The 13,364-nt window shown below is 49.7% G+C and carries 13 protein-coding genes; 10 read left to right on the top strand and 3 right to left on the bottom strand.

What is annotated here, in order from left to right; genetic code table 11:
- The first annotated feature begins 16 nt into the window (after nt 1–16).
- Both PMI41_RS16560 and PMI41_RS16555 read left to right on the top strand, forming a co-directional pair.
- A complete protein-coding gene (locus tag PMI41_RS16560) occupies nt 17–1,201 on the top strand; it encodes an ABC transporter permease (RefSeq protein WP_244423964.1) in 1,185 nt (394 codons plus the stop codon).
- A 24-nt stretch (nt 1,202–1,225) separates the two neighbouring features.
- On the top strand, nt 1,226–2,191 hold the full coding sequence (locus PMI41_RS16555; RefSeq protein WP_008126713.1) for a substrate-binding domain-containing protein: 966 nt from the start codon (nt 1,226–1,228) through the stop codon (nt 2,189–2,191).
- 69 nt (nt 2,192–2,260) lie between these two features.
- Here the strand turns inward: PMI41_RS16555 and treY are convergent, their stop codons facing one another.
- A complete protein-coding gene (gene treY / locus PMI41_RS16550; protein WP_081497157.1) occupies nt 2,261–4,993 on the bottom strand; it encodes a malto-oligosyltrehalose synthase in 2,733 nt (910 codons plus the stop codon).
- On the bottom strand, nt 4,884–6,308 hold the full coding sequence (locus tag PMI41_RS16545) for a trehalose-6-phosphate synthase (protein ID WP_008126711.1): 1,425 nt from the start codon (nt 6,306–6,308) through the stop codon (nt 4,884–4,886). Before PMI41_RS16545 ends, treY begins: the two co-directional genes overlap by 110 nt.
- A 149-nt stretch (nt 6,309–6,457) precedes the next feature.
- Between PMI41_RS16545 and otsB the strand changes: the two genes are divergently transcribed.
- The gene (otsB, locus tag PMI41_RS16540) at nt 6,458–7,216 is read left to right on the top strand and encodes a trehalose-phosphatase (RefSeq protein ID WP_008126710.1); all 759 of its coding nucleotides are present in this window, start codon (nt 6,458–6,460) and stop codon (nt 7,214–7,216) included.
- A 44-nt stretch (nt 7,217–7,260) separates the two neighbouring features.
- Here otsB and PMI41_RS16535 read toward each other — a convergent pair whose 3' ends face one another.
- Nucleotides 7,261–8,592, bottom strand: a complete 1,332-nt coding sequence (locus tag PMI41_RS16535; RefSeq protein WP_008126709.1) for a sorbosone dehydrogenase family protein — start codon at nt 8,590–8,592, stop codon at nt 7,261–7,263.
- Between the two features lie 125 nt (nt 8,593–8,717).
- On the opposite strand from PMI41_RS16535, the gene PMI41_RS16530 reads away from it, so the two are divergent.
- From PMI41_RS16530 to PMI41_RS16500, 7 genes are all read left to right on the top strand, one after another.
- Nucleotides 8,718–9,032, top strand: a complete 315-nt coding sequence (locus PMI41_RS16530) for a hypothetical protein (protein WP_008126708.1) — start codon at nt 8,718–8,720, stop codon at nt 9,030–9,032.
- A gap of 205 nt (nt 9,033–9,237) precedes the next feature.
- Entirely contained in the window at nt 9,238–9,447 is a 210-nt protein-coding gene (locus PMI41_RS16525; protein ID WP_008126707.1) for a cold-shock protein, read from the top strand.
- Between the two features lie 130 nt (nt 9,448–9,577).
- Complete coding sequence (locus tag PMI41_RS16520; RefSeq protein ID WP_008126706.1) at nt 9,578–9,940, top strand: DUF6481 family protein; 363 nt, start codon at nt 9,578–9,580, stop codon at nt 9,938–9,940.
- 150 nt (nt 9,941–10,090) lie between these two features.
- Nucleotides 10,091–10,885, top strand: coding sequence for a molybdate ABC transporter substrate-binding protein (gene modA, locus PMI41_RS16515; RefSeq protein WP_008126704.1), 795 nt, complete (start codon nt 10,091–10,093; stop codon nt 10,883–10,885).
- 48 nt (nt 10,886–10,933) lie between these two features.
- The gene (gene modB / locus PMI41_RS16510; RefSeq protein ID WP_040855459.1) at nt 10,934–11,635 is read left to right on the top strand and encodes a molybdate ABC transporter permease subunit; all 702 of its coding nucleotides are present in this window, start codon (nt 10,934–10,936) and stop codon (nt 11,633–11,635) included.
- Nucleotides 11,632–12,708 carry a molybdenum ABC transporter ATP-binding protein gene (gene modC, locus PMI41_RS16505; protein WP_008126700.1) on the top strand — a complete coding sequence of 359 codons (1,077 nt, stop codon included), beginning with the start codon at nt 11,632–11,634 and terminating at the stop codon, nt 12,706–12,708. The genes modB and modC overlap by 4 nt, the downstream gene beginning before the upstream one ends.
- Nucleotides 12,709–12,770: 62 nt before the next feature.
- Nucleotides 12,771–13,322, top strand: coding sequence for a TetR/AcrR family transcriptional regulator (locus tag PMI41_RS16500; RefSeq protein WP_244423962.1), 552 nt, complete (start codon nt 12,771–12,773; stop codon nt 13,320–13,322).
- Nucleotides 13,323–13,364 lie beyond the last annotated feature (42 nt).

Genomic DNA, 13,364 nt, shown 5'->3' with positions numbered 1-13,364 from the left:
CTATTGGGGTTTGGTTTTGCTGTTTCTGGTCGGAGTTTTGTCTTCGCCGATTTCGTCAAAAGGCAATAATATCTTTTTGTCATTCGGCAATCTTTCCGATGTCTTTCGTCAAATATCGGTAACAGGCATAACCGCAGTCGGAATGACGTTAGTTATTTTGATCGCCGGTATCGATCTTTCCGTTGGCTCGGTGCTTGCATTGGGTTCGGTGGTTTGCGCCATGCTTTTGACCAACGAAGGCTGGTCGGCAGCTTATTCAATCGGAACCCCGGCACTTTTTATTCTGGCGTTCGTATGCCTCTTTGGAGTGCTGAGCTTTGCAGCGAAACTTAAAGGGAACTCTCAGGCAAATTCACCCTCGGGTTCATTTGCTAATCCCAGGATCATAGGGGCCGCATCAGTCGTGACAGCCCTTGCCATCGCATTTTGCATGGCGATGGGGTCGGAGGGCAAAGCAGGTGTACTGCTCGTGTTGTTGGTTGTTCCTGCAGTTGGTTTTATGCTTGGCATGATCAATGGATTGGTCATTGTTGGAGGAAGGCTGCAACCTTTTATTGTGACACTTGCCATGATGGTAGCAGGTTTGGGCATTGCTCGCTTGACCGCCGGCCAAAACACCGCCGTATGGCCGGTTTATACTGGCAGCAATGCTACGGAAGATTTCGAGTTTCTTCGCTCATTGATACTCGGTGTCATTCCTGTTCCTGGCGTTATATTTGCCGGAGTGATTTTCCTTTTCTGGATCGTCCTGAAGTTCACGAAATTTGGACGCTACGTCTACGCGATAGGTGGCAATGAAGAATCTGCCCGGCTGGCGGGGGTACCCGTCTGGCGGGTGAAAATTACGGTCTATGCCATATCCGGCTATCTCGCTGCCTTGGCTGGCATTCTCTATGTCGCGCAATATCGTCAAGGGAAGCCTGATGCTGGAATGGGGCTGGAGCTTGACGCGATTGCAGCGGTTGTCATCGGCGGCACCAGCCTGATGGGCGGTCGCGGATCAATGATCGGCACACTCGTCGGTGTCCTGATCTTCGGTTTCCTCAGTAACATTCTTCAGCTGAACAATATCGACAGCAATACGCAACTCGTCTTGAAAGGCGCGATTATCATCGTCGCTGTGCTTCTGCAGGAGCGACGTTCGAGCGGCTGGCTGTTCTTTCTATCGCAACTGAGAATGCGAGACCGGGTGGAAAAATAAAACAATATCAAAGGGAGAGAGAAAATGAACATAACCCGTAGACATTTTTCAAAGCTGGCATTGGCGACAGTCATGTTGATGCCGTTGGCAATCAATGGTGCAGTTGCGCAAGCCAAAGACAAATACGTAATTGGTTTCAGCCAAACCACTACAGTTGAGCCTTGGCGTGTACAGTTCAACAAGGATTTGGAAGCAGAGGCAAAAAAGCATGCCAATGTCGAACTTCTTGTCGCTGATGGTCAGGACAAGACAGAAAAGCAGGTTGCCGATGTCGAGAATTTCATTCGTCAGGAGGTAGATGCAATACTCATCTCTCCTAAGGAATCTGCTGGTCTTACTGGCGTCGTTGAAAAGGCTATGGATGCCGGTATTCCGGTGATCGTCCTTGATCGCAATGTCGATACTGAAAAGTACACGCAATGGATTGGCGGCGATAATGTTGTCATCGGGGAAGCTGCGGGGAAATATGCGGTGGAGCTTCTTGGTGGCGCTGGCAAAGCCAAGGGAACAGTCGTGGAGATTTGGGGCGGTCTTGGCACCCAAGCCAGTCATGATCGTAGTAACGGCTTCCACAAATTTACCGATGCTGAGAAGGGCATTACTTATTTGCTGGACAAACAGTCCGGAGATTGGAAGCAGGATCAGGCCTATAACATAATGGCGACTGCTCTGCGAAATCATGAAGATATCTCAGTGGTTTATGGGCACAATGATCCCATGGCATATGGTGCATACCTCGCAGCAAAGGATGCCGGGCGCGAAAAAAGCATACTTTTTCTAGGTGTTGACGGCTTGCCTAATGAAGGTGTGCAGTGGGTAAATAAAGGTGAACTCGCAGCAACGTTCCTTTATCCCACACCCGGTGCAGAAGGACTTCGTCAGGCGCTAAAAGTGCTCGCTGGTGAAAAAGTCGAAAAGAAAATCGTACTCGGCACTGAAACCATCACGAAAGAAAATGCCCCTGAAATACTGAAGGCAAACGGCCTGTAGAATTCGCGGTATACTCTAGGAATAAGTTCTCAGCGGAGAACTTATTCCATCTTATGTTTGATATTAGCCTCAGTGCTTGACGAGTGTGGCTGTAGAAAAATCACGCATGGCTTCGGCAACAAGCAAGGTATCATCCGGAGTAAGCATTTCTCCGGTGAGGATATTTTCATATGTTGTCGAAGAAGCCGCCTTTGGCAAATGGATAGCCGTGTCATCCCAAGCTGAAATAGGCATGAAAGGTTCCTGAAATCTTGAGGCCGCTTCGAATGTCAGGCGTGGAACAGCAATGATGCAGGACGCCGTTTCACTTCGGCGCATGAATGCCAAAACATGATTAGAGTAAGAGCCGCTGACCTGCAATGGAGTATAGTCGCCTTGCAGGAACAAGCTTGGATGTTGTTGCCGCAGTCGCAGATGCATCGTCGCTACACGCTGCTTTATTGCACCAGAATGCCAATCCGACAAAAGATTAACGAGTGGAGATTGCTCTGCATAATTCAGTTGAGTGCTCAAATCACCAAAGCCTCCACCAACTGATGAACCGCTTTGCGAAAGTGCAAAATCCCAACTTTCGCAACCGCTCTGTATGACTGGGACTCCGGGCGCAGTCATTTTGAGGACGGTTTGTGAGAGGCTGTTAAGTGCTCCCGTCACCCAATAAGGCTTCATCCGATCCGCAAACTCCGCAAGAAATGCGCGATCCTCGAAGATCGAGCAGATATATTCGGTGATTGCCAATTCATACGGTCGATTGACGTTCGTCCAGAAGGCGTCTTTTCTCATCTCCCGAACAGCCCTTATTACAAAGCTTGTGAGCTCCTCTTGAACCGCGAAAAGCGACTGCTGATCATCAAGATGCAGTTGGAGCGGCCAAATTGCAGCCATGGTTTGATAAATGAGCCATTCGGTTTCGGGGTGCGGAACAGCTACGGTTTCAATTGTCTGGATGTTTCTCGCAAAACGTATGCGCCAATCGGAAACACATTCTGCCCAGATGGCGGGTGCTTCGGTGAGTGCTAAAAGGCGCATACGGGCGTCTTCACCAAATTTTGTGGCATAGGAAAAGTTGGTTGCATTCATTCCTAATGGCATTGTGGCTGCTTTTTGAGCCATATGCCTATGAAATGCTTCTGTGGGATGTTCCGCCTCCGCAGAGGAAACTGTGATTTCATCGAGTGATATTGGGCCTCGGTCATAACGGTAAGACTCTTCTATTGTTTGAGCCATAACCGCCGCCGATAGCTGCTGATAGCGGGTATCGAAGTTTTTGAGCATGCCTTCTGGCAGTTCAGATTTTTCCAGTCCTGCAGCCAGCAATATTTCTGCGTGACTATTTAGCGGGTCTCCCGAATAGCTACGGAACACCGGCAATTCGGTGATGTGTTGTGAAATTATCCGCCTTATCTCCAGTTGATCGATCTTGTCCGATGTGAATTGCAGCAACATTTCACCCAGTGCGTTCAATTCCGGGGCAAACTTTTTTTGGAGAATTGCATATTTCGCGGTGCGATAATGATTTGCCTTTTCGTTCTCTACCCCAGCGATCGTCGCATGAGCCTGTTCCAGAACGGGAAGCTGCGTGTGATCAATGAACAGGTTTGAAGTGGCAGCGATAAAATCATAGCCAGCCGTTCCATCTGCCTCCCAATCATCTGGAGCGCATTCGCCATTCAGAAAAATTTTATCGGTCACGATGTAAGCTTCGTCACCTGCTGCTTCACGCAGCTGTTTTAAGTAACCTGCAGGATCTGCGAGACCATCAATTTGGTTCACGCGGAATCCGGTTACTGTGTTCAGCTGGAGTAATTCCAGCGCAGTTTTATGAAACTTATCAAACACTTTGGTATTCTCTACCCGCGCTGCGACAGAGTACAACGAGTCGTAGGAGTGCCGGTAACCCAAGTACTCGCGAGCTTCAGCTAAAGTGGACAGTACCCAATGCTGTTCTGTCAGGGTGTTCTTAAGCGAGGTAGCATCAAAAGCCAGCAGATTGAGGTGCCTGGCGAGTTCCAAACGGTTTGAGATGCTGCTTGTATCGTAGATGCTGCCCAGCCTCTCGTGGAAATGGTTTGCCTGAAGTGGATGGGCCTCATTTCCTGCCTTGCGGAGCCCACCAGCCAAATCATTGTCTAGCCCAGCCAGAACCTTGTTATAGGACTGCGGCGACAAGGGACAGAAGCTGTCCAAATAGGATATGCCCAAAGCTCTCGCGTTGGTATCAAACAGCAGGGTTATCGAACCTGCAGCCAGCTCTTCAGCAAGTGGCCGCTCCAATATTGGAAGGCTTAATTGCCTGTTCCAATCAATGTCAAAGTAGGCGGCGTATTCAGCATCTTTTCCCCACTCGAGAATTGATCGCCACCAAGCGTTCTTGTGAGAAAAAGAGATTTGATTTGGATTGATATCGATCAGCAGGCTGATCCCGGCATTGGCGAGTGCCTGATTGAGCAAAGCAAATCCTTGCTCCCCTCCCGACGCTACATCCAATTTTTCGGGATCGAAGGAGCGTCTGCCATTGCCCGCATCGCTGGTCTCAAAAACCGACGAGACACTGACACAGTCAACTCCCAATCGTTTCAAGTAAGGCACTATCGATTCCAGATGATGAAACGTAAAACCGTCTTTCAGGAGCAATCTATAGATTGACGTTGGCACGTTGTTTTCTTTGGGCATGCTGATTTCAAGTCTTCTGTTAGTTCGTAAGGTGAATTGGGGAGTGTTTCGTGAACTGGTGTATGAGCTGTGGGCGCTCAGTTCGCCCCAGAAGTGCGTCAAGATATTCACGTTGCCACCATTGAGCATCACGGTCGGTGACTCGCTTTAAAAGTTTGCGTTGACGCGACTGCCGCTCAGACAAAGGCATGGTCGCCGCCTTGTGAATTGCCTGTGCTACGTCATTGATATCGTACGGATTTACTATAAGGGCCTCGCTCAATTCTTCAGCAGCGCCGGCGAATTTGGATAGAATGAGTATTCCAGGATCGGCATCGTCCTGTGCGGCAACATATTCTTTTGCGACGAGGTTCATTCCGTCACGCAAGGGGGTGATGAGACCGATCAGACTGGATTTGAAAAGCGGAGCCAACTGCGCGCGAGCGATACTTCGATTTATGTATTGAATGGGCGCCCAGTTGAAATCTGCAAATTTGCCATTCACTGCGCCAGCAAGCTGTTCGAGCTCTGATTTGATGTCTCCATATGCAGTCACGTCTTCTCTGGAGGGCGATGCAATCTGGAGATATTCCGCACGACCCTGATATTCCGGGTAAAGATCAAGGAATTTACGAAATGCCTTTATCCGGTGCGGCAAACCCTTCGAATAATCGAGACGATCTGCAGATATGATCTGGAAACGCTTCAGCATCTTCCGGCGCATACGTTCCAAATCCACTGCATCGTCGGTTTCGCCGGAAGTTTGGGCAAACTGGTGGACATCAATTCCGATAGGAAAATGTCCGACATGAATTGCTCGATCTCTTACGCGTATTAGTTCTGGTGAAATAATGTCCGCATCGGAGTGCTCCTTGAGATATCGATGGAAATTCTGAACATCATTTACCGTCTGGAATCCAATCAGATCATATTGAAGCAGACAGAACCGCAGCCATTCGTGCCGCGGAACTGCCGAGAATACATCAACGGAAGGAAATGGGATGTGCAGGAAGAAGCCGATCTTGTTCTCACAACCATTTTTGCGCAGTTCCGCAGCCATGGGGATCATATGATAGTCATGAATCCAGATAACATCGTCGGGCTCAAGTTGCGGAACCAGTATTGCAGCAAACCGTTCGTTGACCGATGCATAACTGTCTGCAAATTCGGTCCTGTAGTCCATTAAATCCAGCCGGTAATGAAAGGCCGGCCAAAGCACCTTGTTAGAGAATCCGAGATAGTATTTTTCGTGTTCTTCAGGCGTCAATGACGTTGTCAAGGTGGTGACATTGTCATGCTTCTCGCTTTGGGTTGCCGATGCATCGTCAGCGATGCGCCCGTTCCATCCCATCCAAAGACCGCCTTGGCTCTTCAACGCGTCGACAATTCCAACTGTTAATCCACCCGCCTGCGTTTTCTTGGCGAGATTTGCCGTTCGGTTTGAAACAACAACCAACCGTCCCATAATAAGTCCCTTGCATTTGTGTCAGGTAGGTCCAACCCGTTCAGGCGCAGATGGTTCCCAATTTGATTGGGCAGGGCGATTGAACAATTTGCCTCCTGTAGAGTTGAATTAGAGAAGCTGAACTCAAAAAACGGCAAAAAATATCTATTATGAAACCTGAAATAAAAGACGTACTTCCAACAGACTTGCGTGCATGGGCACTGTTTTTGGACATTGATGGAACGTTGATAGACCTTGCGCCCACACCGAACGGCATCATTGTACCGGAAGTCTTGCCCGAGCACTTATCGTCTCTTTACAAACAGCTTGATGGCGCAATGGCCTTGGTGACCGGGCGCTCTATTGAGTCCGCAGATGCAATGTTTGCGCCGTTTCAATTTCCTATCGCCGGCATGCATGGCTCGGAAGTGAGAGACGGTGTGGGGCATCAGGCGACGAAACTGATCGATCGGCTAGCGCTCGATGAAGCGCGACAGGAGCTTGAAAAGTTAACTCTGCGTTGGCCGCAAACCATCATCGAAGATAAGGGATTGGCCATTGCGGTGCATTATCGGCAAGTGCCAGAGGCAGAAAGAGCCGTGCAGGCAACACTGTCGACAATCCACTCCAAGCTAGGAGACGGATGGAAACTACAGAGCGGCAAGATGGTGGTTGAATTGCTTCCATCCGGCACGGATAAGGGTTCTGCTATTGCAGATTTCATGAGTACGGCACCCTATAAGGGCAGGCGCCCACTAGCCATTGGCGATGATCTTACAGATGAAGCAATGTTCCGGTTTGTCAACGGATCAAATGGTCGTTCTGTCAGAGTAGGCACACCGCTTTTTCAAAGCGATGCGCAATATGAGGTTAATTCGGCAAATGATGTCAGGTCTTGGATTGCAGCCCTAGCCAACTCTTCCGGCTAAAATGAAGAGATTGCCTTACATCAGCGCTCTGTCTGCTTTTCAACCTATTCAGGCACGACACGCCAAATCGTATTACCCACATCATCTGCAACCAACAGCGCACCAGTTTTGGCGATTGCAACGCCGACCGGCCTGCCGAGAGCTTCGTCTTTATCGCTTATAAATCCAGTCAGTATGTCCTTCGGCTCCCCGTTTGGCTTTCCATTAGCGAAGGGTACGTAGATCACTTTGTATCCACTCCTTGGCTTTCTGTTCCATGATCCATGCTGACCAACGAAAGCGCCGCTTTGATATTCCGATCCCAGTAAAGCAGCCGTGTTGAAGGTAAGGCCGAGCGATGCTGTGTGTGGGCCAAGGGCGTAGTCGGGCTTGATAGCTTTCGCGACCAATTCCGGGTTTTGAGGTTTGACCCTGACATCGACGTTCTGGCCGTAATAACTATATGGCCATCCATAGAATCCACCGTCCTTAACTGATGTCATATAGTCCGGCACTAGATCGCTGCCGATTTCATCACGCTCGTTGACAGCTACCCATAATTCGCCGCTGTCAGGATTCCAGGAAATGCCGTTGGGATTACGTAACCCTGAAGCAAATACGCGCTGTTTTCCCGTGGCAAGATCAATTTCCAGAATGCCAGCCCGGTCTTTTTCGGCATCCATACCATTTTCACCAACATTGCTGTTTGAGCCAACGGTTGCATAAAGCTTAGTGCCATCGGCACTTGCAATCACGTCTTTTGTCCAGTGATGATTGATAGGGCCGCCAGGTAGGTCGGCAATTTTTTCTGGCGTAGCCGTGGATTCGGTATCGCCATCTGCATAAGGCACCGCGATAATACTGTCGGCGTTGGCTACGTACAGTTTTCCGTTCGCAAGCGTCATGCCAAACGGCGAATGCAGGCCTTGCAGGAAGGTTTTTCGCATCTCTGCTACGCCATCATTGTCGGCATCTCGCAACAATGTAATGCGATCTGCGCTTTTAACTGTTGCACCGGCCCGTCCCATTACGAGACCCATCACCCAGTTTCGGATACTGAACCCTTGTTCTTCCTTGGCGGGTGCGTTGCTTTCCGCGACGAGAACATCGCCATTTGGAAGGACATGGATCATGCGAGGGTGATCGAGATCTTTGGCTAGCGCATTGACCTTTAACCCTGGTGCGGCTTTCGGCGTGACACCTTCAGGCCATTTACTCGCCTTCGCAATATTCACAGTCGGGATGGGTTTGGGATTAGGCGCTGGGAGCGTGGGATTAGGACCGTAGCCCTGTTCGATTGCGACTGTTGCCGATTCCTGTGAGTAGAAATAGACGCCACCGGCGCCAAGTCCCGCAAGTACAGCAAGTACCAACACAACTTTAGCAAGAGTTTTCATCGATTTATCCTTTGATGGAGAACTACACCATAATGCTCATAAAGCACGAGTGTTCCCTGCCAAATGATTATGCCCCGTGGAACCCGATTGCGACAACAACGTTCAATCCGGACAGGAGACCATAAATGACCGAAACAACATTGCTTACAGATCACCAAGCTATTCAGGATTGGGCCGGGGCTCGCGCGGGTGTGCCTGTCATACGTGACGCGGCGGAGTTAATCGGCATAACTGAACCTGTGCTGATGATAGAATTCGGACAGCAGGCATATGAAGACAATGACGCTAATGGCTCTGACCGGCCAGATGCGTTGGGCAGTCCCCGGTTGGTAGATTGGGATGAATGGTTCGAGCTTTTCGACGAAAAGCAACTCGCGTTGGTCGTGGCAACAGAAGTTGCCGGTCAGCGCGACGAATTTCATGAGCTTGTACGGAGATAATCGAGCGAAAATTTACAGCGTAAAACAAATCCGGGTGTGGGTTGATCCTTGAGGGTTCGGACTGTAAATAGAAGCATTGGATTTTGGATCGTCTGACTTTGTTTTACGCGTTTCGCGCTTCGACAAACTCCTTCTTCAAAACTCGATTAATTAGAGGCTCCTGTGCAAACGGGTGCCAGTTTTTGTTGCTAGACGGAGGTCCATCATGGCCACAGGTACAGTTAAATGGTTCGACTCGACAAAGGGTTTCGGTTTCATTCAGCCAGATGACGGCGGAACAGATGCTTTTGTTCACATCTCAGCGGTTGAGCGCGCTGGATTGCGCAATATAGTTGAAGGCCAGAAGATCAGCTATGAACTGGTTCGCGACAAGAAGTCCGGCAAGATGTCGGCTGATCAGCTCGCGGCTGTATAATAACGACAGCGGTATTCGCTGTCAGCGAATTTCATGCTACGACAAACAGAAAGGCTGGGCTTCATGTCCAGCCTTTCCATCGAACGGCAATTGAAATGCCAATTGTTTGCAACGACAGGACTACTTTCTATTGAAAAATCTTAAAGAATTGAACGACCGCCGCACCGCGGCGATTGAAGCGAAAAAGCTTCTGCTAAAGAAATTTGAATCAGCGCCGAAGGCTGATGATCCAAAAGTCATTGCCAAGCGTGCTGAACGTGAAGCCATCATTGCTGCGCGTGAAGCAAGAAAAGCTGAACGTGACCGTTTGGCCAAACTGGAAGAAGAACGCAAGCTAGCGGAAGCTCAGGCTCGTGCAGAAGCTGCGGCAGCTGAGGCAGAAGCGCAGGCAGCTGAAGCGAAGAATCGTATTGCCAAGGTTCTCTTGGACGAAGCCGAGCGCAAGGCAGAACGTGACCGCCGTTACGCGGCCCGCAAAGCAAAACAGCGCTAAAACAAACCCTTTTCAGCTAGTCCATCGCGTCCCACTGTTCAAAATCGTGGGACGCTTTTGTGTTGTATTTTGTCAAATATAACGCTCGCTATTCTCCGCTTACCGATATATCCATAAAAATATTACGGTGGGACAAAAGAGAGAATTCAAATGAACGTAGAATGGCATAAATGGGTCAAGCGTACGGCGACGGTACTAACGGTTTTTTGGCTGGCGACACCGCTTCAAGTGTGGCCATCTTATGCAGCTGAGAAAGTAACTGTATTTGCTGCTGCGAGTCTGAAAAACGCTATCGATGATGTGGCAGCTGCCTGGAAAGCCGATACCGGTAAGGATGTGACGGCCTCTTACGCTGCGAGTTCAGCATTGGCCAAGCAAATTGAGTCCGGGGCGCCAGCTGATATTTTCATATCCGCTGATTTGGATTGGATGGACTATCTTGCTGAAAAGAAGCTTATCAACGAGGCCACCCGCAAAAGCCTCCTCGGCAACAGCATCGTTCTTGTAGCTCCGAAAGACAATGCTGAACCTGTTGAAATCAAAAAGGGGCTTGATCTGTCAAAGCTTATTGGCGATGGCCGATTGGCTATGGGCGCTGTTGATACTGTACCGGCTGGTAAGTATGGAAAAGCGGCGCTGGAATCCTTGGGTATCTGGCCATCCGTTGAAAGCAGGATTGCCGGTGCGGAAAGTGTACGCGCTGCGTTGCTGCTTGTTTCCCGAGGAGAGGCGCCGTACGGAATTGTCTATAAAACCGATGCTGCGGCTGACAAGGAAGTGGCTATCGTCGGCACATTTCCTGAAGATAGCCACAAGCCGATCGTCTATCCAATAGCGGTTCTGGCAGACAGCAAGAATGCTGATGCCATTTCACTGCTCGATTATATAAAATCCGACAAAGCTGTGCCACTGTTCGAGAAACAGGGTTTCACTGTATTGAAGTAATGGCTGGCTCCGGTTGAGAGCTTTGCAAAAATGATAGCGAGCTCTCGATTGGATTGGTTTTCGTTAAGCAAAGAGGAATGGACGGCGGTTCACCTTAGTTTACGCATTGCCAGTGTGGCAATGATTGCCAGTTTGCCTTTTGGTATTGCCGTTGGTTTGTTATTGGCCAGAGGCCGTTTTTGGGGAAAGTCTCTTTTAAACGGCCTTGTTCACCTTCCACTCATTTTGCCGCCAGTCGTTACCGGATTTATTTTGCTCGTCCTTTTTGGCAGAAGAGGGCCCGTAGGTGCGTTTCTGGCCGAGCATCTCGGAATCGTTCTTTCTTTTAAATGGACCGGTGCCGCGTTGGCCTGTGCTGTCATGGGCTTTCCGTTAATGGTCCGAAGTATACGCCTTTCAATAGAGGCGGTGGATCGGGGATTGGAAGACGCAGCTTCTACGCTGGGCGCAAGCCCTGTCTGGGTCTTTCTGACGGTAACTTTGCCTTTGGTTTTGCCGGGCATCATTGCGGGAATGATCCTCTCATTTGCCAAGGCCATGGGAGAGTTTGGCGCAACAATCACCTTTGTTTCGAATATTCCCGGCGAAACACAGACCCTATCTGCAGCGATCTACACGTTCACCCAAGTACCCGGCGGGGACGCCGGGGCATTCAGATTGACCATTATTTCTGTGATCATTTCCATGGCTGCCCTCATGGCTTCGGAATTCATGGCCTATCTCGTTGGGCGTAAAGTGACAGCATCATGAGGCTGGAATTTGAAGCACGTGGTAAATTGGGCGCTTTTCAGCTGGATGTGGCATTTACGTCTGATGGCGGCGTAACTGCGTTATTCGGGCCATCCGGTTCAGGAAAAACTTCAGTAATACGTATGCTCGCGGGTTTGAGTCGACCGGATGAAGGGCGCATCATTTTCGATGGCGAGGTGGTCGTTGATACCAGCAGGAAAGTATATATTCCCCGCCATAAACGTCAATTTGGTGTTGTTTTTCAGGATGATAGATTGTTTCCCCATTTATCGGTCAGCCAAAACCTCAAATATGGCCGATGGTTCGCCGGAAAATCCAGGCACGTTGATAATTTTCATACCGTCGTTGATTTGCTTGGATTGAATGCTTTGCTTGATCGTCGCCCGGGGAATCTCTCGGGTGGTGAAAAACAGCGCGTCGCCATTGGCAGGGCGCTTCTTTCATCGCCGCGGCTATTGTTGATGGATGAGCCGCTTGCAGCATTGGATGAAGCGCGAAAAGAGGAGATCTTGCCCTATCTTGAGGCACTCCGTGATCGGATGAATATTCCGATCATTTATGTCAGCCATTCTGTGCGGGAGGTTGCGAGGTTGGCCGACAAAGTTGTCGTTCTCGCAAATGGTAGTGTTGGTGCGGCGGGTGAGGTCGCTGATGTCTTGAATCAATCTTCTGTTTCGTCCGTGCAGGGCAGGAAAGAAGCGGGGACACTGATAGAAGGAAAGGTTACGCGGTACGATCCAAAGCATAATCTGAGCACGATTGAAGCCAATTCCTCTCAATTGTTCATTTCCGGTGCCGACATTGGCGTCGGAAAAACAATACGAATGTATATTTTGGCAAAAGATGTGATGCTTTCGACAATTCATCCTCAAGGCATAAGTGCTCTCAACGTTCTTGAAGGAAAAATTACATCTATACTTTCCAACAGCGAAGGAACCATGGATGTTCATATTGACTGCCGTGGGACGCCCTTGCTTTCCCGGATAACAACGCTTGCCAGTGAGCACTTGTCATTACGGCAGGGAATGACGGTTTTTGCGATTATAAAAACGGTGGCGCTGGAGCCTCGATAGGTCGTTCTTGTTTTGAAAGACGCGAAGGCGTACATACGACCAGTCGGTTATATCTGGAAAGAATGATGAAGGTAGCGCGAGAAGACATAGTCAAAGCCGCTCGGGAGCTTTTTCGGCAATATGGTTATGCCGGAGCGTCCATGCAGGCTTTGGCAACCAATGTCGGGTTGCAAAAAGCAAGCCTTTATATGCGATTTGAAAACAAGGAAGCGCTGGTTCCCGAGGTCATGGCTCTTACTTTGGCTGAGACATTTGGCGATCCCGCACTGGATAATCCGGACTGGCGCATAGCTTATGCGGCGGCATTGCAGTGCATGGCATCTGGCCTGATTGAATCCAGACGCTGCGTGGGACTGCATTTGGCTTACGGGGTTACAGATGAAACGCCCGAGGCGAGGGAAGCGGTCCGGGGGTTCTTTTTGGGATCCCGGAACAGATTGAAGGACATTCTCGCAGTTGGAATTGGAGTAGAGCGTGCCGAACAGATGGCGACAGATGCGCTGTTGCGTCTTGAAGGTGCAACATTATGGTTGGCATCAATGGGTGATGCAGCCCCAATGGAACGCGCTGTTACAGCATTAATCGCTGAAGCTGATGCCGCTTCGTTGGAATAAGGCCTCCAATTGGAATCCAGATTGCAGGTATCTTCCAGTTGC

It is taken from the genome of Phyllobacterium sp. YR531 (assembly GCF_000282595.1).
Lineage (GTDB): Bacteria > Pseudomonadota > Alphaproteobacteria > Rhizobiales > Rhizobiaceae > Phyllobacterium.
This window is presented reverse-complemented; position numbering and strand designations above follow the sequence as displayed.